Source organism: Thermoleptolyngbya sp. C42_A2020_037, from assembly GCF_015272455.1.
Classification (GTDB): domain Bacteria; phylum Cyanobacteriota; class Cyanobacteriia; order Elainellales; family Elainellaceae; genus Thermoleptolyngbya.
Genome location: NZ_JACYLP010000041.1, coordinates 32,404 through 50,235 on the forward strand (window position 1 = coordinate 32,404; position 17,832 = coordinate 50,235).

Genomic DNA, 17,832 nt, shown 5'->3' on the forward strand with positions numbered 1-17,832 from the left:
TAGTAAATTACTCCACACCAACCCAAGCAAATTGCCCCAAAGGTTAGAGCAAACGCTATGAAAGCCATGATCCTCGCTGCTGGTAAGGGAACTCGTGTGCGTCCCATCACCTACACGATTCCCAAACCGATGATTCCCATTCTGCAAAAGCCCGTGATGGAGTTCCTGCTAGAGCTGCTGCGGCAGCACGGCTTCGATGAAATCATGGTAAACGTGAGTCACCTGGCTTACGAAATCGAGAGCTATTTCCGCGATGGACAGCGCTTTGGCGTGCAAATTGCCTATTCCTTTGAAGGGCGGATTGTGGATGGTCAACTCGAAGGTCAGGCTATCGGTTCTGCGGGCGGAATGCGGAAGATTCAGGACTTTGCGCCGTTTTTTGACGATACGTTCGTGGTGCTGTGTGGTGATGCGCTGATCGACCTGAATTTGACCGAGGCGGTGCGCTGGCATCGAGAAAAGGGGGCGATCGCCACCATTATCATGAAAGATGTGCCCCGCGAAGAGGTGTCGAGCTATGGGGTCGTGGTGACGGACGAGTCGGGCCGCATCCAGGCGTTCCAGGAAAAGCCCCCGGTCGAAGAAGCCCTTAGCACGACGATCAACACCGGGATTTATATCTTTGAGCCAGAAATTTTTGACTACATTCCCTCTGGTGTAGAGTTTGATATTGGCGGCGACCTGTTCCCCAAGCTAGTGGAGAAAGGGGCACCCTTCTACGGCATTTCAATGGATTTTGAGTGGGTGGATATTGGCAAAGTGCCTGACTATTGGCACGCCATTCGCAGCGTTTTGAGGGGCGAAGTCAAGAATGTCGAAATTCCCGGCCGAGAAGTGCGCCCCGGCATCTACACGGGCATCAATGTCGCCGTGAACTGGGACAAGGTAGACATTCAGGGCCCGGTATACATTGGCGGCATGACCAAGATCGAGGACGGCGCACGCATTGTCGGTCCGTCGATGATTGGCCCCAACTGCCACATTTGCAGCGGCGCAACGGTTGATAACAGCGTGATTTTTGAATACTCGCGCCTCGGCCCGGGCGTGCGCCTGGTCGATAAGCTCGTGTTTGGTCGCTATTGCGTAGACAAGACGGGCGCATCCATCGACGTGCAGGCGGCCGCGCTCGACTGGCTAATCGCCGACACACGGGGCGACATTCCTGCCGAAACGCCGATCGAGCATCAGGCGATTACGGAACTGCTGAGCGCTGAGACTCGATAGGCTAGTAGACTTGAGGGGCGATCGCGCTTCCTATACAACCCAAAAGGGCGATCGCTCAGCGATCTTGTCGTCCTTTTCTCAAGCATTTTCATCAGGCGGGACGTTCCACCTCGGAGCGTTCCGCTTTTTGTATACACTCCCAATAACGTTAGGATAGAGATCCAAAAGTCTTAACCTCATCAGCCACAGATCAACTTCGAGTTCACCCCTGATTTCCCTATGTTTGAAGCCCTAGCCGATCGCCTTGAAGGAGCCTGGAAAAAACTTCGCGGCCAAGATAAAATCTCCGAAGCCAACATCCAAGAAGCCTTGCGCGAAGTGCGGCGGGCCCTGCTGGAGGCAGACGTAAACCTCCAGGTGGTGAAAGATTTTGTCGCAGAGGTGCAGGAAAAGGCGCTGGGTGCCGAGGTTATTTCTGGCGTTCGTCCCGATCAGCAGTTCATCAAAATCGTCCATGACCAGCTTGTAGAGGTCATGGGGGACACCAACGTTCCCCTCGCCGAGGCGGAGCCTGCGCCGACCATCGTGCTGATGGCGGGTCTTCAGGGTACAGGTAAAACGACGGCTACAGCAAAGCTGGCGCTGCATCTCCGTAAGCAGAACCGCAGTACGCTGCTGGTGGCAACGGACGTGTACCGACCTGCTGCGATCGACCAGCTCATCACGCTGGGCAAGCAGATTAACGTGCCGGTGTTTGAGCTAGGCAGCGATGCCAACCCGGTCGAGATTGCTCGACAAGGCGTAGCCAAAGCCAAAGAAGACGGCATTAACACCGTCATCATCGACACGGCGGGTCGTCTGCAAATCGATGCCGACATGATGGCCGAGCTGGCACAGATTAAAGATACCGTGCAGCCCCATGAAGTGCTGCTGGTGGTAGACGCGATGACAGGGCAAGAGGCGGCGAACCTGACTCGCACGTTTCATGACCAAATTGGCATTACTGGCGCAATTTTGACCAAGCTGGACGGCGACACGCGGGGCGGCGCGGCGCTGTCGGTGCGGCGGATTTCGGGGCAGCCGATCAAGTTTGTAGGCGTGGGCGAAAAGGTGGAGGCGCTCCAGCCGTTCTATCCCGATCGGATGGCATCCCGCATTTTGGGGATGGGCGACGTGCTGACGCTGGTCGAAAAAGCCCAGGAAGAAGTCGATATCGCCGAAGCCGAAAAGCTGCAAGAGAAAATCCTCAATGCCCAGTTCGACTTTGACGACTTTTTGAAGCAGACCCGCTTGCTGAAAGCGATGGGGTCGCTGGGCGGCATCATGAAAATGCTCCCCGGCTTGAACAAGATTTCGAGCGAACAGCTAGAGCAGGGCGAAGTGCAGCTTAAACGGGCAGAGGCAATGATCAACTCTATGACCCGCGAGGAGCGCAAAAATCCAGATTTGCTCTCTAGCTCCCCCAGTCGCCGCCGCCGCATCGCCAAGGGTGCAGGCTACGGACTAGACGACGTGAGCAAGCTGGTCAGCGATTTCCAAAAGATGCGATCGCTCATGCAGCAAATGGGCCAGGGGCAGATGCCGGGAATGGGGTTTCCAGGAATGGGCGGCGGCGGACTCTTTGGCGGCGCTCCTGCAATGGGTGGCCCGCGCAACGCCCCACCTCCCGGCTGGCGCGGCTATCCCGGCGGGCCTCCGTCTAAGAAAAAGAAAAAAGACAAGAAAAAGAAAGGGTTTGGAACCCTCTAGACTCGCTATCTCTCGCAAAGACTTTTCTCGCAATGAAAAAGGGGGACTCTTCTTAGAAGTCTTAGAAGCTTCCCCTTTTTTGCTGTTGCAGCGACCATTCTAGCGCCCGAAGAGCCTAACGAGTCAGGCGGGTTAGCACCTGATTCGAGCGCTCTACGAAGGCCTTCATGCCCTCCGCATCAAATCCCTTCTGGCTCATCAACGCTAGGTCGTAGATGTGCTGGCAGAGCAGCGCTGAGAGATCGTCTGAGGCGGCCGAACCATCGGGCTGGAGAATCGTACCCTGGCTGCGGGACAATAAGTTTTGCACCAGCGGATGGGCCGTGTTTACCAGCAAAATGTGTTCCTCTGGGAACGCCATTTCCTGCTGTTGCAGCAGCGCGGTCATTTCCTGGAGGCGGCGCAGGCTTTCGGGCAGCAGCACCATCGCGGGCGGCGCGGCTTCGGCATTGTCGGACTTGAGCGCTTCGGTGCGAATCGTCAGCTTGGGCTTGTTCAGCGCCTTTTCAAACAGTTCTTTAATCTGTTCGCTGCGAGTCTTGTTGGTGGTCGGGTCAACGATATCGTTTGCCTGGTCTTTATCAATCAGCGTATCGTCGAGTTCGGAATCGACCCGCGAGAAGCGCACTTCGGGGTATTCTCGCTCCAAGAAGCTGACGAAGTGCGAATCGATGAAGGAATCCAGGAACAGCACCTCTAGCCCCTGGCTCTTGTGCAGTTCCACATAGGTTGCCTGACCAGATTCGTCGTTGCAATAGAAGACGCGGTTTTCGTGGCGCTCTTTCACCCGCTCCAGATAGTCCTTGAGCGTGGTGTAGGTTTTGCCATCGACCGTATTAGACGGAGCGGCAGCGCCCGACTCCCACACGTCGCCCTCGGCAGTCTGCACTTCTACAGCCGGTTTCTCGGCGGGTGGCTCCTGATAGGTCGTGCGGAAAATCAGGATATCCTCGACCTGCTTTTTGAACTTGTCGTCGTTCATCGAGCCGAACTTGACGAAGGTTCCCAGGTCTTGCCAACTGCGGATGTAGGCTTCGCGGTCGTCGCGGTAGAGTTCCTTAAGGCGATCGCCCACTTTCTTGGCAATATAGTCCGCAATGCGGCGCACCGTGCGATCGTTCTGCAAGAAGCTGCGCGACACGTTCAGCGGAATATCAGAGCTATCGATCACGCCCCGCAGCGGCATCAGGAATCGGGGAATCACCTCTTCGCAGTTGTCGCTGACAAAGACCTGATTGCAGAACAGCTTGATCTGCCCCTTGGTCACGTCCACATCGGGGCGCAGCTTGGGGAAGTAGAGAATGCCGTTTACCACAAAGGGATAATCGGTATTCAAATGCACCCACAGCAGCGGGTCTTCCTGGAACGGATAAAGATAGCGATAAAACTCCAGGTAGTCGTCCTTGGTCAGCGAACTGGGCGACTCTTTCCAGGGTGCTTTCTGGCGGTTGATCTGTTCGCCATCCAGGTGGATTGGCACGGGCATAAAGTCGCAATACTTCCGCACCAGTTGCTGAATGCGGGCGGTCTCTAGATATTCCTCTTCTTCGTCTTGCAGCGTTAGGGTAACGGTTGTACCCCGCGTCGTGCGATCGGACTCGGACAACTGAAACTCCGTAGACCCGTCACAATCCCACCGGACGGGCTGGGAGCCGTCTTTGTAGGACAGCGTATCGATGCGGACATGCTTCGCCACCATGAAGGACGAATAAAAGCCCAGCCCAAAGTGACCAATAATCTGCTGATCGCCGCTGGCTTTGTACTTTTCAACAAACTCTTCGGCGCTAGAAAACGCCACCTGGTTGATGTACTTTTTCACCTCGTCGGCAGTCATGCCGATGCCGTTATCGGACACCGACAGGGTTTTTGCATCCTTGTCAATCTTGATTTCGATTAGCGGATCGCCCAAGTCGCCGGAATATTCGCCAGAGTGCGATACCATCCGCAGCTTTTGAATTGCGTCTACGGCGTTAGACACTAGCTCCCGCAAGAAAATCTCGTGGTCAGAATAGAGCCACTTCTTGATGATCGGGAAAATATTCTCGGTATGAATTGAAATATTGCCCTGTTCCAGAATCGTCGTCATAGGTTTTGGAATGAAGGGATAAGGTGAGTGGAAAGGATGAAGGCGGAGGGATGAAGGATGAATTTCGGTGCAATCCTTCGAGCAGGTGATGAATCCTGCGATCGCCTTTTATTTTAGTTGCCCAGGGTTTCGGTTGCGCGAGTTCGGATTTCCCTACCAGCGCGAATTTGCAGCCCCATCCGGCCCCCATCAAACCTCCAGCGCGTGAAACTGCTGCGGCTCCCAGCAGAATTCCGCCCGCACTTCGCCCTGTTCGATTTCCACTTGCTCGGCTGCCAGCCGTTCCGCTTGGTCGGGCAAATGCTGGGTCAGCAGCCGACCGCCTGCGCCCACCACGCGATGCACGGGCAGTCCTGCCTCCGCTTTCTTTAGCATCACCGGAATGGCGCGATAGTGGCTGGCGGTTAGCCCCAGCGCCACCAGCAGTTCTGTCGTCCGCACGACGCGCCCCGGCGGAATCCGCGCCACAAACTCGTGCAGCTTGCCCCGCGTGTCGTTGGGCACGGCGGGAAAGGTCTGCGGCAACACAATGGCGCGATCGCCCACCTGCACCATGCCGTCGGAAATCACCATCGCCAGCATTCCTCGCTGTCCATTGATCCGCTTTGCCAGCCCTGGCTGGAGCGTATTCAGATAGGCGCAGGGTTCGCAGTCGCCCATAATCCGCACCTGCGCCGCCTTGCCAAGCTGCAACACTTGACCTGATACCAGTGCTTCCACCACGCCGTCCAGCAGGAGGTTTTCTCGCAAGTCGCCCGGCCGCAGCCCGTGTTCCATCAGCACCGGAGCGCTGGCCAGCAACACCTGTCGGGGACTGCCTGCCCGCGCATGGACATCGCCCTCAATGCCCAGCCCCCGCCGCAACCAGAGGCGATCGCACGGCGTGGGCGGTTTGCCAGACGCGGTTTTGGTAAACAGGTTGAGAATCTGCAAGGTCGAACGCCGAAAAAGGGAGGGCTAACATCGAGGATGCCAGGAATTTCAAAATTTTACGTCTTTGTGAATCCGTCTTTATGAATCCATCTTTGTGAAGAGGCTGTCAGGGCAATTTTCTACAACTTGCTTGCCTGCCCCCCAAACGCTGACTACGTTACGATGTAAGACAACTCGCCGTGCATCAGTTTTTTACCTCGTCATCCGGAGTCATCATGGGACTGCTTGATCGAATCTGGCGCGTGATTCGAGCCAACCTGAATAGCCTGATCAGCCAGGCCGAAGATCCAGAGAAAATTCTGGAGCAGACCGTCATTGATATGCAGGAAGACCTGATCCGGCTGCGGCAGGCAGTGGCCCAGGCGATCGCCACCCAAAAGCGCACCGAGCGGCAGCAGACCCAGGCAGAGGCCCAGTCCCGCGAGTGGTATCAGCGGGCGCAACTGGCGCTGCAAAAGGGCGAAGAAGCTCTGGCGCGAGAGGCACTCACCCGCCGCAAGACCTATCAGGACACCGCGGAGGCGCTGAAGGGGCAAATCGAGCAGCAGGCTGGCATTGTTGCTCAGATGAAGAAAAACATGATCATGCTGGAAAGCAAGCTGGCAGAGGCAAAGACCAAGAAGGATTTGTACATCGCCCGCGCCCGTTCTGCCAAGGCTTCTGAGCGGCTGAACGAAATGATTGGCAAGTATAACCCTGAGGGCGCACTGGCTGCCTTTGAGCGGATGGAGCAAAAGGTGCTGGATCTAGAAGCGCGGTCGGAGGCGATCGCCGAACTGAATGCCGACAAGCTCGAAGAACGCTTTGCCCAGATCGAAAGCGGTGACGACATCGACAGCGAACTGGCTGCGATGAAGGCAGAACTGATCGGGAAACCCGCCCATGAGCTAGCGTCCGGCGAGCCGGCCAGACAACTGCCCGAAGCCGACGACCTAACCCGCCTGCGATCGCAGCTTGAAGAGAGTTAACCAATCGCCGCTTTGCGGTTGCATTAGCCGCTATGCCTCTTCGCCTGCGTGGTACGAGCTTCGCACCAGCGGGCCCGACCGTACATGGCTAAAGCCCATTTCGCGGGCGATCGCCCCTAGCCGCTCAAACGCTTCAGGAGTCCAATACTGCTGCACGGGCAGATGATCGAGCGACGGCTGCATGTATTGCCCCAGCGTGAGGCGATCGCAGCCCACAGCGCGTAGATCCCGCAGGGTTTCCAGCACCTCTGCCTCGGTTTCGCCATGCCCCAGCATCAGCCCCGATTTGGTGGGAATCTGGGGGTTCAAGACCTTGACCTGTTGCAACACAAAGAGCGATCGCTCATATTTTGCCCCCCGCCGCACGGGCCCTTGCAGCCGCCGCACCGTTTCCACATTGTGGTTATAGCAGGCAGGTTGGGCATTCACCACGGTCTGGATGCGCTCGATCTGGGCGGCTTCGCCCCCAGGGCCACCCCAAAAATCTGGAGTCAGCACCTCGATCTGGGTATCAGGGTTTCGCAGCCGAATTGCCGCCATCGTCTGAGCGAACCAGCCTGCGCCACCATCAGGCAGATCATCCCGCGCCACCGAAGTCAGCACTACATAGCGCAACCCCAAAAGCTGCACCGCCTCCGCCACTTTTTGCGGCTCCTCTGGATCGAGCGGCATCGGGGCGTGACCTTTATCCACCTGGCAAAAGGCGCAACTGCGCGTGCAGGTCGGCCCCATCAGCAAAAACGTCGCGGTCTTCTGGCGATAGCACTCGCCCCGGTTAGGACAGCGCCCCTCTTCGCAAATCGTGTGGATCTGCCGTTTTTTGATGATTTGCTGAACCGTGGACAGGTCGCGGGCATTGCCAATCGGTCGCCGCAGCCAGTCGGGCAGGCTGGGCCGAGGGGTGGACGCAGGGGTCGCCCGTTCGGGATGGGGCAGAGAAAATTCCTGCGTAAATTCTGGAGGCAACTGTTCTACAGGTTGGCTCATGGGGGCACAATAACGAAGGAGAGGGGGCGATCGCCCTTCCCTCGATTCTAGAAGGATTTCTAGAAGAACTCGCCGCAAACGCGAGTTGAGTTGAGCAAGCCCAGTTTCGGAGCAACACCGAGGGAGGGTGACGTTTTCGGGCGAATCTTGACGGGCGATCGCGCGATCTCAAGCATGAACCGCTAAACTGAGTCGTATTAGTATTGGGTATTAGTATCAAAAAGTAGGTCTCAGAAAGTTGCATCCGTTATTCTGAAGCAAGCGCGTTTTTATTACGCTGCTGTTCCTGTGTCTCCGCCTGCTCCCCGCTTTATTTAGAATTCTAGATTCGCTGCTTTTCCCGCTCGCTACTACCTTCCAGTCACTACCGCAGGAGTCCACCGTGGCAAGTCACAAAATCCTGGTTATCGACGACAGCCGAGTCATCCGCAACATGGTGCGCGACATGCTGCCCAAGGGCAATTTTGAGGTATTGGAAGCCAAAGATGGGGTGGAGGGCATCAACCTGATTCACCAAGAGCATCCCAACCTGATCATGCTGGACTTCCTGCTGCCCCGCATGAGCGGATGGGAAGTGTTTCAGGAAATCCAGGCAAAACCTGAACTGCGTGCGCCGCTGGTGCTGATGTCGGGCCGCCGCGAAGAGGTGACGGAAAAACTTCCGGAGCCGTTCGAATATTTCGAGTTCATCGAAAAGCCCTTTGAGCAAAAGGATCTGGTCGAAGCGATCAAATCCGCCATGGCCAAGTTCAAGAAATGGCCCCAGCCCGTGGGCGCGGCTGCGACAGCCCCGGTCAGCACGGCCTCCAGCAGCGCAGAGGTAGCCGCGCTGAACCAGAAGATTGACAAAATGCAGGCCGAAATCGACACGCTCAAGAAGCAGATGGCCCAGTTGCTTACGTTTATCAAGCAAAAGCTGAAGTAACGGCTCGAAGCCTTGCGGGGCAGTGCATTGCGGCCATGCTGAATCGCCCAACAAGCTAATTAATTGCCCAACAGCCAATCGCCCAACAGCCAATCGCCCAACAGCTAATTGCTCAACAAGGTGTCGTGCGATCGCCCTGACAACGCAAACCCAGGCGCAAGAGCAGTGTCTCACGCCTGGGTTTAATTTTGAAACTTTGATTGAAGCCCTGAAGTCCCGAAGGGGAGTGAGGCTCTAAAACTGCTAGGAAGTCGCCCAGCGTTTCAAACTGACCGCTTCATTCTGACAGTTTCATGCTCACCAGCTTCATTACATCTTGTTCAGGTCAATGCCCGCAGCTTTGGCCATTGCGTCAATCCCCTTCTTTTCGAGTGTCTTGATCGCCTTGGTAGACAGGCGCAGCGTCACAAACCGCTTGCCCTGCGGCCACCAGACTCGCTTTTCTTGCAGGTTCACCTGTTGCAGCTTTTTCGTGCGGCGGTGCGAGTGGGAAACGGCGTAGCCATTGTTGGCCTTCTTGCCCGTGAGTTCACAAGTGCGGCTCATAGCGGTTTTCTCAAGTCATTAATTGGCACAAGCCATCATTATACAGCGTTTTTGAAGCCACTGAGGGATGCCAGTGGTCAAAAAACCTCTGTCTCTTGAGAGCAGCGCGAACGACAATCCTACGCTGCGACGGAGGGAGTTGCTGGAGAGGAGGCTGGGGAAATCGAAAGGCGATCGCCCGGTTTGGGTTCCAGCACTTCCGTCGCCAAGCCCGCCTGCGCCAGCAGCGCTCGACACTCTGCTGGGCCACCCTCCCCCTTCAGCAGCGACGGCAGCAGCCCAGCATAGTCCACCGCCTGCCCCGCCCCCGTCGGCAGCAGGTATCGCAATTGGAGCGATCGCGCCAAACCCACCGCGCTCTCCTGACCTTGGATAATCGCGCCCACCAGTGGCAGTTTCACCGTCATCAGCGGGGCGATCGCCACATCCACTGGCGCGAGGTCTGCCAGCGCGGGCGCATGAAAGCCGTGTGGCTCGTAGTAGAGCCGCGTCCCCTCGGTTTGCCCCGTCAGCATATAGGCGTTTTCTGTCAAAAACGGGCCAATGGGTGACCCCGGAAAGGCTTGAATCGAAACGCCCTTGTGGGTATATGTTTCACCATGCGCCAGTGCCGTCACCGAGCTATAGTCCAGTTCGGTCACAACGCTAACTGCATTCGGCGAACACACTACCGGGATCGATTTGTCGAGCGCCTTCAGCGTCTCCACATGGGCATGGTCTTCTAGCCCCTGCGACAGCAGGATCAGATCCACCTCGTCGGGGATGGCGGGCGGCGTGCGATGCGTCACCTTCAATAGCCACTCCTGGTTGCCCACCGTCAGCGGCCCCACCAGCCAGGGATCGAGCAAAATCCGCACATTGTCTAGGTCTATGAGCCAAGAGTTATTGTCCAGCCAGGTGAGATCCACGGCGATCGCCCCCACAGAATTAAGATGCTTCACATTTCGACATCTTGATCTTACCGCTCCCTCTCCGGAGCGGCCGGATTTTGCCTTCTAAAAAGGGGCTAAGGGGGGAATCAAGCTCGGACACTCTCCCACCGGCAATTCTCAGTATGGCGGCTCAACTGGTCTTGGGTGGGATGTCTAGCTCTAGACCGTGGGTCAGACAAAGGCTGAACCTTGACCCAGTTCACCAACGGCTCATTGTCCTGGAGCAAGGCAGCAACATAGAACTCGTACAGCTTCGCTGCTTTGTAATCGCGCCATTCACTCGGTTGTCCTTGGGCTGTTCGCAATTGCACTTTACCTCTAGCTACACTGATCTCCTCAACTGTTCCTTCCACTTGCGGCAACTCAAAGATTTGACGATGCACAAGCCATTGTTGCGTCCTATGAGAAACCGTTACCCCAGTCAACACTTCGATGTCCTTCTGCTGCCCGCTCATATCCAGAATTTGAGCTTGTTTTTCACTCAAGCGCAGTCGACCGAGGATGCTGTCGAGGCTACGTTTTCGTCCTCTTGTAGTGCCGCTGCTGGTTGCCCTAGAAAATTCCCAATCTCTGGGCTGACGTGTTCAAGCAGGTGCCCGCGCACTGCCGCCTCAATCCCTGTCAACGTTTTCACTTGCTCCGGGTCGGTTTCCCCTTACAGCAGAGCGGCAAGGGCACGAGCGTGGGATTGGATTTGGGCTTTTTTCTCAGCGTCTATGACAGGTATGGGGTCAAGGTACGATGCTCAAAGTTTGGCGCTATCGGCAAAGCCTAGAACTAAGCTCTCATACTCATCGCAAAAGCGGGATGCACTCTGGTTTGAAGTTCTGCTTGCATCAGATCCAAGGTAAGGAAAGTTGGGTGAGCCGCTGGGTGAAATTGCACCATCACATCGACATCGCTATCGGGGCGAAAGTCATCCCGCAAAACAGAACCGAAGAGGGCAAATTCGGTCACCTGCCATTTGCGGCAGAACTCTGCAATCTTCTCCATTGGTAGCTCGATCGCCTGAATCGTCATCTCACCTGTTTCCTTGCCAGCGTGTACTCTGGCCAGTTTTCTATTACTGTGATAGGCATCCTCTACTTCGCGCCACTAGCGGAAGATGGAGATCGCCACTTTCCAGAGGAGGCAGTTGCAGCAGGCGGTCGGTGGTCATGGCGCTAGGGCTTGGTCGAGCCGAGTTCTAATCGTTGATAGTATTCTATCAGGGCAGTCTGGGCGATCGCCCTCAGCGCTTCTTTGTCTTCTGCCGTCAGGCGTTTCCACAACGCAGGCTCAAACTTGAGCAGCGTCAGTTCCTTAAGTCGCCGCACAAACTTACGCCGCTCAAATTTTTCAAAGGGATAACGCACGATTCTATCTCAACAGAATTCATGCGCTTTAGGGAGAATATCTCCAATTAGGTTCAAATCCTTGGCTAACTGCTAGAGCAATCAAAGGCTTGAATTTTATTTCGTATTGTTTTCTGAGGCTTTCAAAGTTCAGCAACTCTTCTTTATTAGAAAACCCCAAATCAACTAAATACGATTCGATATAGTTAGTCCATTTCTTTTGAGAACTATGATTGTGGAAAATAATGAGTCCTGTGTGCTGTGTTTTAATAAATCTTTCAAAATAAATATTGTCAGGAATATTGTCTGACTTGGATGAGTTAACGCTTTTAGGAACTGGAATCAAGTTCCATAGCTGATCATGAGCCACAAAAGACCAGGGCAAATAGTGATCAAGTGAAATATCATCAAGCTCTAGTATTTGGTTTGAGTAGATACATCTTAAATCTTCGCAATTTTCAATAACTGTTCGCCAGTAAGAAGTTTGCCCTTGTAAAGACTCTCGCTCTCTAGGCGGAAACAGTTTACTAGCAATGGCAGGAGTGTTAGGGTTCTTTTTCTGCATATATTGCAGCCAACCCCATGAAACCCAGCCTCTAATAATTCGGTGGTTAATTTGAATATAAGAAGCCCATTCAGGATGAATTAGGATTGCTGTAGCATCCTGATTGAATTTGTACAAAGGTTTTCGAGCTTCAAAAAATCTCTCCGCTGCATTTTTTACTTCGTTGTTAACTTGTTGATCTTTCAATCCTCTTAATTCTTTAAAGAAAGGTCGTATCAATCGAAAAGGAACATATCTAATGAGTCTGTCATCAATATTTTTAATTTGTATCGCTTCACGAACAATGGTTTTATTGCCTTCCGTGATTTTTAATAGAGATTCGTCAAAATGCAATGCTAGAGAATCTAGTTTTTCCGCAACCATGTCTTGCAATCCAAAGGATAGCCTAAATACTGAATGCGGATACCAAGCATTGACCAACATCTCAATAGCTAGATCTTTTAACCTAATTGGTGAAGTTGTCTTGAAAAAACGACTGCTTAGAATGTCTAACAGCGATAGAAAAAAGAGAAACTTATAAGAATTTGTAGTGTCATCAAGCAGTCTGGAAAAAGTAGCGATATCCAAGCTTTCAGAATTGGGCAGACTGTATGGACTATCCATAGAAATTTACTCTTATGGCTATGAGTATATCTACTGTAAGAATTCCCTTAAGCAGTAGGCAGCTATCACTGTGAGCTAAAGTCGTCCGGCAATTCATAGAGGGTTACACCCAAAGCCTCACATAGAGCTTTCATCTGAGGAACTGTCAAGCTAGCAACATTAGTTCCTCTTTCCCAGTTGCTCACAGTTTTGCTACTAACCCCAACCAGACGCGCTAAAGCCTCCTGTGAGAGTCCTGCTTGCTCCCTTAGTTGTTTTAAGGTCAGTTTTGGTCGATCCTGCTCCATCCGGAAAACTTTTTTAGAAACACTTGACAATTCCCCATTTTTCTAGAAAACTTTTCTAGTAAGAGGTTCTTTCTCATCCTCCATTAAACGATTTCGGGAGGCACTTTAGCTAGTGTCTCGCTAAACTTTGCGCTGATTTCAAGAAATATGATGAATGCTAGTCCACTTCATGTCTGGGTAGTGGTGCGTCTACTGCCCAATATGCAACGTGTCGTGGTGAACCGTTTTCGTCGTCGCGGCGATGCAGAGAACTATCTGATCCTTTTGCGGCGATACCTTCACGACGCTAATCTGGTGATTGTGTTCGACCCGCCATCCAGCGAAATAAAGCCCGTTGCCCATTCCAGGAAACTGGAAAAATCTGGCGCGTCTTCGTCATCATCCAAAATCAAGCTAAGAGACTGAATCAGCGGTTGGTTGGGTGTTGCCCTATCGTTTTCGTAGGCTTTCTTCAGTAATTCGTCTGGGGTTTCCCAGCAGCGATACACCAGATAAGATGCCTCACCCTCCTCTTTTATCGGTGGTTTTGTGTCAGAGAGATGGGGCTTCGCCGATCGCTGCTCAATTACGTCATATCTAGCCAGAACATCTAACTGCTGCCGCAACTGGTCTTTTTGAATCCCTAGAATGCTAGCTAATCCCATCTCTGCATTCAAGATGTCATCCACCAAAACTGCTGATCGCGCCTTAAAATCTCGCTCCCAAATCTTTGCCAGTAAATATCCAGTCGTGTAAGGATTCGACAGGTCTGGATTGCCAATCGAATATGTTTTTTGGGTGTGAGTAAGAAACTGACTCTTGGCGATCGCCTCTGAATCTGTGTAGGTTTTCAGAATTGACTGAGTGACCTTACGCAATGAATCAGATGATTCTGATGAGAATATGTTTGTGAAGTAGTTCAACAATTCATCTTGAGTAAATTCTGAATGCTCTGGCAGAAACTCAAATACAAACGATTGCCACAAACTGCGATCGCCAGAACTCAAATGAAAATGAATCAACCAATCGGTAACTGTTGCTTCCAGATAAGGATCTTTCGTTGCAACTAACTTGCCTTCCGCAGTCAACCCCCGCTCATCGAGCAACTTTGCCGCCCTAGCCCACTGCCTCGCATTGCGAAGAGCCGCCACCGAGGGTGGTTTGGCGGTGGGGCTGGGGGCCAGCAGGTGGCGCAGGGCTGCTTTTTTCAGGGGGGTGTGGGGTGGGTTCGTGGACATTGGGGATGGAACGATCGGGTTAGAGTAGTATCGAGAATCCTTCTTGAAGAAAATGCCGGTCGTGGGTCAGAACCTTCTGAATCGTCTCCTGGCGCATCACCACCATTGAAACACAGTCGGTCAGGCTGTATCCCTTGTCCAGGCGATCGCGGTACAGTGCCAAGCCTTTCCTCATCAAATCTCGACTTTGCCAGATGACTCTGATATCTGATTCATCCAGCAAAGATGCAACAATGCCTGCAACCTCCTGTTTCACCTCTGCTCGGTAACCACTGAAATAGTTCAATACCTCTACAAGTACCAACTCTGTGGTTACTAGCGGGGTCGTGAGAAGTCGTTGTGTCACTGCCTTGGCTCTATCCCGCCACTGATCACGTTTGTCAATCCTGGCCACCCAATAAGCCGTATCAATAAAAACTGTCATTGCTCCCGCTTTGGTGTGCCGTAGAGATAGTGGTCATGCTGATAAGAACCATCTGTTGGAGAACTATCCCATGCTTCATCTGGGATACGTTCAACCGCCTCGTCAATCCTCTCCCAAAGACTCTTTCGGGGTTGATGCAGTTCGTTCTTCTGGCGCAGAAACTTGAGAAAGTCCAGTGCGGCTTGTTGCTGGTCTCTTGGAAGCGTCTGGACTTTCGATTGGATAAGCTCTACAAGCTTGGGGGAGATTGTTTGGGCATCGGAGAGTTGCATCACTATCAGGTCAGGCTCCTGGTTGTTCGGTTTCTTCAGCGGGTGTTTGAGCGGGCGAGTACTTCTGGAGCAGAAATTCTACATAGTCGAGGAAAAACTGCTGGTACTCCGGGGAGAGCGATTTCACCTGCTCCATAATGGCAGCAACCAGATCGGGGGAAGAATCGTCAGCAGCGGCAGAGGTCATGGCATTGAGAAAACCAGGATAACTTCATTATGGCAGGGACATTAAATGCCGAGAAAAGTGCGATCGCCCACTGCCTCGTATTGCTGCCTCCCGTATTGCGAAGAGCCGCCGCCGAGGGTGGTTTGGCGGTGGGGCTGGGGGCCAGCAGGTGGTGCAGGGCTGCTTGAGGATCTCTTTGTTTGCAACCGCCTAAGCATCTGGCTCCACCCCCAGTGCCCTCAACTGCTCTGCTAATCGCCGCGATCGTGCCTCTGCCTGAGCCGCAGCCTCTTGCGGGGTTGGCACCAACTCTCCTAACTGCGTAAAATAGCGCAACTGCCCATCCTGCACCCCCAAAAACAACCCCAGCACCTCACTCCAGCGCCAGCCTACCTGGTTGGGGGCAATGGCCTCATAGTGTTGCCCCACTAGCCGATAGCCCTCAAACTCCAGGGTGTCTGGCGAGAACCAGAAATACTCTGGAGTTCTGAAGCGATCTTGGTAAAGGGCTTTTTTCAGACTGCGATCGATTTGGGCCGTCGCGGGAGACAACAACTCAATAATCAAGTCAGGATACTGCCCGCCTTCTTCCCACACCACCCAGGATTTTCGGGGTTTGCGCTCTGTGTGCGTGACGAGAAAGAAATCTGGGCCGCGAAAGTCGCGCTTTTTAAGCTGGTCGCGGCTGAAGTAAATAGAGAGATTCGCCCCGATAAAAAAGTCAGTGCGATCGCGCCACAGCCATTCCAGACAAGCCACCAGGAGCGCCAACTGGGCGTAGTGTAATGAACTCTCCATTTCCGGTTCATCGCTCTCCAGTTGACGGGCATCGGGCATTAGGTCTGCCAATTCCTGAGCCGTTAGCGCCATGATGGATCTCTCTCCGCTGAGACCAATTCTCGGTGCCTCCATTGTATAAGCTCCTATCGAAACGATAGAAGTTGCGGTTGAGCCTGTACCATGGCTGGACTCAAAGTATTTTGTAAAAGTCAATCAAGGAAAAACGTGGGCAAGGGCTAGGGTCTGCTCTCCCACCAGTCCTGCACTGTGAATCGCACAGGTTGAGGGGTTTGAGTAGGTTGGATGGCAGTGGTGATCATCAAGCCTCCTGGATGGACATCTCGAACGGTACTCAATCCTTTGAGTTCAGCTTATAGATGGCACGCAAGACAGGGCAAGGTGTCGTCCTCTTCATCCAAAATAGCTTTCAGGCTCTCCACCAGGGGGCGATCGGGCTTTTGTTGGGCCTCTCGTGCCATGGCTTTGTGATGATCGGCAATAATTTGGTCTTTCCGCTCTAGCAACTCCAGCAACGTTTCGCCCTGGGTCCAGGTGTAGGTTCTGCCGTCTTTGTGCTGGCTTTCATAGTCCACGGCTCTGGCAAACAGGTCGGGGTGGGTTTCCTGTAACATCACCCATTCATACTTACGCTGAAAGAAGCAAAAATAGCAACCAGAGCGCGATCGCCACTCGTAGTATTTGGGCAACCCAATGCCGCTTTCTTCCAGCAGTCGCAAAATATCTGCTTTCACCAGCCCCCGCTCCTTAAACGGGTACACTGCTTTGATATTGGGCTTGGTAGAAATATAGCCATCTCGATGCTCATCAGCCCGAATCCCAACATAGCTAATCGCCTCGTCGTCACCGATAAAGGCTTCCAGAGGCTTGATTTTAAGCTGCTTCGTACACCATCGCATCTGGGGCGAAGGGAGTGCCCCCCCATAGATGTCTAACCAGTGATCGAATCCTCGCTCTGCACTCAAATAGTGAATCTGGATGCCTAGGCGTGCTTTAATCCGCTCCAGATACTCGTAGGTTTCTGGCAACTCCCGGTGGGTGTCACAAAAGAAATATTCCATCTGCGGCACTTCCTGATGCAGCAGAATTGCCAGGGCGGTACTGTCTTTGCCCCCTGACAGCCCTAAAATATGTCGTGGTTGTTTGTTGGTATTAGTATTCTCCATACTGGCTATATTGATACAAATTCATTCATTACGGTAAACTCCCGGCTCTCGCTCAGCCCCTTTCCCCCTGTGCCCTGACCCACTGGCGAAAGGCTCTGACGGTGCGATTCCGCCCAATCGTTTTACTTTCCGCCAGATAGCGGGGTAGCACCTCCGCCAACGGCAATCCTGGAAAATTGGGACTTTCAGCGACCAGTTCATAGCGATCGCCCCGGAGGATGTTGATTTGCAACGTACCGCGATCGAATTGCCAGAGTTCGGGGACTCCGAGTGCGGCATAAATACTGGGGTGGGTGCGAGAGGTAACGTCAATTTCGATCGCCAGGTCTGGAGGTGGATCAATCGCTAAATCAATCCGTCGTTTGCCGCGAATGACCGCTTCATGTTGAATGTAAAAACATTGATCAGGCTCTAAACCCTGAGTCTGCGCCTTCTTAAACGTGGTGGAACCCAGGCTTCTAAATTCCATATCCAGTTCTTCCAGCAGGGCTTTGATTAAATCGCCAATGATCTCCTTATCGTCTTCATGTTCTGGCAACGGCATCATCATCTCCAATGTGCCCTGGTCATAGGCGAGACGTGCGCCGCGATGCTCCCCCAGTTCGTCCAGAATCGTTTCAAATTCTTGCCAGGTGACATCCCGCAACAACAACCGTTGCCCTGGCGGAACCTCTAACCGTCTTAACTCCAAGAGCATAGATCGTTTGCGT

At 53.4% G+C, this 17,832-nt stretch carries 20 protein-coding genes and 1 pseudogene; 4 read left to right on the forward strand and 17 right to left on the reverse strand.

The window, feature by feature from the left end:
* Positions 1-57: 57 nt before the first annotated feature.
* Positions 58-1,224 carry an NDP-sugar synthase gene (locus IGS16_RS13280; protein ID WP_297086134.1) on the forward strand — a complete coding sequence of 389 codons (1,167 nt, stop codon included), beginning with the start codon at positions 58-60 and terminating at the stop codon, positions 1,222-1,224.
* A gap of 219 nt (positions 1,225-1,443) precedes the next feature.
* Positions 1,444-2,913, forward strand: coding sequence for a signal recognition particle protein (gene ffh, locus IGS16_RS13285; protein ID WP_297086136.1), 1,470 nt, complete (start codon positions 1,444-1,446; stop codon positions 2,911-2,913).
* 115 nt (positions 2,914-3,028) lie between these two features.
* Here ffh and htpG read toward each other — a convergent pair whose 3' ends face one another.
* On the reverse strand, positions 3,029-4,999 hold the full coding sequence (gene htpG, locus IGS16_RS13290; protein WP_297086138.1) for a molecular chaperone HtpG: 1,971 nt from the start codon (positions 4,997-4,999) through the stop codon (positions 3,029-3,031).
* 189 nt (positions 5,000-5,188) lie between these two features.
* On the reverse strand, positions 5,189-5,932 hold the full coding sequence (locus IGS16_RS13295; RefSeq protein WP_297086140.1) for an MOSC domain-containing protein: 744 nt from the start codon (positions 5,930-5,932) through the stop codon (positions 5,189-5,191).
* Between the two features lie 215 nt (positions 5,933-6,147).
* Between IGS16_RS13295 and IGS16_RS13300 the strand changes: the two genes are divergently transcribed.
* The gene (locus tag IGS16_RS13300) at positions 6,148-6,900 is read left to right on the forward strand and encodes a PspA/IM30 family protein (RefSeq protein ID WP_297086142.1); all 753 of its coding nucleotides are present in this window, start codon (positions 6,148-6,150) and stop codon (positions 6,898-6,900) included.
* Positions 6,901-6,930: 30 nt separating this feature from the next.
* Here IGS16_RS13300 and lipA read toward each other — a convergent pair whose 3' ends face one another.
* Positions 6,931-7,887, reverse strand: coding sequence for a lipoyl synthase (gene lipA, locus IGS16_RS13305; protein WP_297086144.1), 957 nt, complete (start codon positions 7,885-7,887; stop codon positions 6,931-6,933).
* 382 nt (positions 7,888-8,269) lie between these two features.
* On the opposite strand from lipA, the gene IGS16_RS13310 reads away from it, so the two are divergent.
* Positions 8,270-8,812: a response regulator gene (locus IGS16_RS13310; protein WP_297086146.1), complete on the forward strand. Its 543-nt coding sequence runs from the start codon at positions 8,270-8,272 to the stop codon at positions 8,810-8,812.
* Positions 8,813-9,121: 309 nt separating this feature from the next.
* On the opposite strand, the gene rpmB is transcribed toward IGS16_RS13310, so the two are convergent.
* The 14 genes and pseudogenes from rpmB to IGS16_RS13380 form a co-directional block, all read right to left on the reverse strand.
* Positions 9,122-9,358 (reverse strand): 50S ribosomal protein L28, encoded by a 237-nt coding sequence (gene rpmB, locus IGS16_RS13315; protein WP_068508289.1) that lies wholly within the window; start codon positions 9,356-9,358, stop codon positions 9,122-9,124.
* A 119-nt stretch (positions 9,359-9,477) separates the two neighbouring features.
* On the reverse strand, positions 9,478-10,299 hold the full coding sequence (locus IGS16_RS13320; protein WP_297086148.1) for an MBL fold metallo-hydrolase: 822 nt from the start codon (positions 10,297-10,299) through the stop codon (positions 9,478-9,480).
* Between the two features lie 807 nt (positions 10,300-11,106).
* Positions 11,107-11,310, reverse strand: a pseudogene (locus IGS16_RS13325) (nucleotidyltransferase family protein); the annotation flags it as partial.
* A gap of 143 nt (positions 11,311-11,453) precedes the next feature.
* On the reverse strand, positions 11,454-11,645 hold the full coding sequence (locus IGS16_RS13330; RefSeq protein ID WP_297086152.1) for a hypothetical protein: 192 nt from the start codon (positions 11,643-11,645) through the stop codon (positions 11,454-11,456).
* 28 nt (positions 11,646-11,673) lie between these two features.
* Entirely contained in the window at positions 11,674-12,792 is a 1,119-nt protein-coding gene (locus tag IGS16_RS13335; RefSeq protein WP_297086154.1) for an HNH endonuclease domain-containing protein, read from the reverse strand.
* A 65-nt stretch (positions 12,793-12,857) separates the two neighbouring features.
* Positions 12,858-13,079 carry a helix-turn-helix transcriptional regulator gene (locus IGS16_RS13340; protein WP_297086156.1) on the reverse strand — a complete coding sequence of 74 codons (222 nt, stop codon included), beginning with the start codon at positions 13,077-13,079 and terminating at the stop codon, positions 12,858-12,860.
* A gap of 278 nt (positions 13,080-13,357) precedes the next feature.
* Positions 13,358-14,209: a DUF4007 family protein gene (locus tag IGS16_RS13345; protein ID WP_297086158.1), complete on the reverse strand. Its 852-nt coding sequence runs from the start codon at positions 14,207-14,209 to the stop codon at positions 13,358-13,360.
* 106 nt (positions 14,210-14,315) lie between these two features.
* Complete coding sequence (locus IGS16_RS13350; RefSeq protein ID WP_297086160.1) at positions 14,316-14,720, reverse strand: type II toxin-antitoxin system VapC family toxin; 405 nt, start codon at positions 14,718-14,720, stop codon at positions 14,316-14,318.
* Entirely contained in the window at positions 14,717-14,992 is a 276-nt protein-coding gene (locus tag IGS16_RS13355) for a hypothetical protein (RefSeq protein WP_297086161.1), read from the reverse strand. The genes IGS16_RS13350 and IGS16_RS13355 overlap by 4 nt, the downstream gene beginning before the upstream one ends.
* Positions 14,993-15,002: 10 nt before the next feature.
* On the reverse strand, positions 15,003-15,179 hold the full coding sequence (locus tag IGS16_RS13360; protein ID WP_297086163.1) for a DUF2281 domain-containing protein: 177 nt from the start codon (positions 15,177-15,179) through the stop codon (positions 15,003-15,005).
* Between the two features lie 41 nt (positions 15,180-15,220).
* Positions 15,221-15,364, reverse strand: a complete 144-nt coding sequence (locus tag IGS16_RS13365; protein WP_297086165.1) for a hypothetical protein — start codon at positions 15,362-15,364, stop codon at positions 15,221-15,223.
* A gap of 4 nt (positions 15,365-15,368) precedes the next feature.
* The gene (locus IGS16_RS13370; protein WP_297086167.1) at positions 15,369-16,028 is read right to left on the reverse strand and encodes a Uma2 family endonuclease; all 660 of its coding nucleotides are present in this window, start codon (positions 16,026-16,028) and stop codon (positions 15,369-15,371) included.
* A 281-nt stretch (positions 16,029-16,309) separates the two neighbouring features.
* Entirely contained in the window at positions 16,310-17,122 is an 813-nt protein-coding gene (locus tag IGS16_RS13375) for a phosphoadenosine phosphosulfate reductase family protein (protein ID WP_297086169.1), read from the reverse strand.
* Positions 17,123-17,174: 52 nt separating this feature from the next.
* Positions 17,175-17,819: a Uma2 family endonuclease gene (locus IGS16_RS13380; protein ID WP_297086171.1), complete on the reverse strand. Its 645-nt coding sequence runs from the start codon at positions 17,817-17,819 to the stop codon at positions 17,175-17,177.
* Positions 17,820-17,832 lie beyond the last annotated feature (13 nt).

Coding starts and splice junctions, on each gene's coding strand:
- IGS16_RS13280 (WP_297086134.1), top strand. CDS start 58: ATGAAAGCCATGATCCTCGCTGCTGGTAAGGGAACTCGTGTGCGTCCC.
- rpmB (WP_068508289.1), bottom strand. CDS start 9,358: ATGAGCCGCACTTGTGAACTCACGGGCAAGAAGGCCAACAATGGCTAC.
- IGS16_RS13360 (WP_297086163.1), bottom strand. CDS start 15,179: ATGACCTCTGCCGCTGCTGACGATTCTTCCCCCGATCTGGTTGCTGCC.
- htpG (WP_297086138.1), bottom strand. CDS start 4,999: ATGACGACGATTCTGGAACAGGGCAATATTTCAATTCATACCGAGAAT.
- IGS16_RS13335 (WP_297086154.1), bottom strand. CDS start 12,792: ATGGATAGTCCATACAGTCTGCCCAATTCTGAAAGCTTGGATATCGCT.
- ffh (WP_297086136.1), top strand. CDS start 1,444: ATGTTTGAAGCCCTAGCCGATCGCCTTGAAGGAGCCTGGAAAAAACTT.
- IGS16_RS13370 (WP_297086167.1), bottom strand. CDS start 16,028: ATGGCGCTAACGGCTCAGGAATTGGCAGACCTAATGCCCGATGCCCGT.
- lipA (WP_297086144.1), bottom strand. CDS start 7,887: ATGAGCCAACCTGTAGAACAGTTGCCTCCAGAATTTACGCAGGAATTT.
- IGS16_RS13340 (WP_297086156.1), bottom strand. CDS start 13,079: ATGGAGCAGGATCGACCAAAACTGACCTTAAAACAACTAAGGGAGCAA.
- IGS16_RS13375 (WP_297086169.1), bottom strand. CDS start 17,122: ATGGAGAATACTAATACCAACAAACAACCACGACATATTTTAGGGCTG.
- IGS16_RS13355 (WP_297086161.1), bottom strand. CDS start 14,992: ATGCAACTCTCCGATGCCCAAACAATCTCCCCCAAGCTTGTAGAGCTT.
- IGS16_RS13350 (WP_297086160.1), bottom strand. CDS start 14,720: ATGACAGTTTTTATTGATACGGCTTATTGGGTGGCCAGGATTGACAAA.
- IGS16_RS13300 (WP_297086142.1), top strand. CDS start 6,148: ATGGGACTGCTTGATCGAATCTGGCGCGTGATTCGAGCCAACCTGAAT.
- IGS16_RS13380 (WP_297086171.1), bottom strand. CDS start 17,819: ATGCTCTTGGAGTTAAGACGGTTAGAGGTTCCGCCAGGGCAACGGTTG.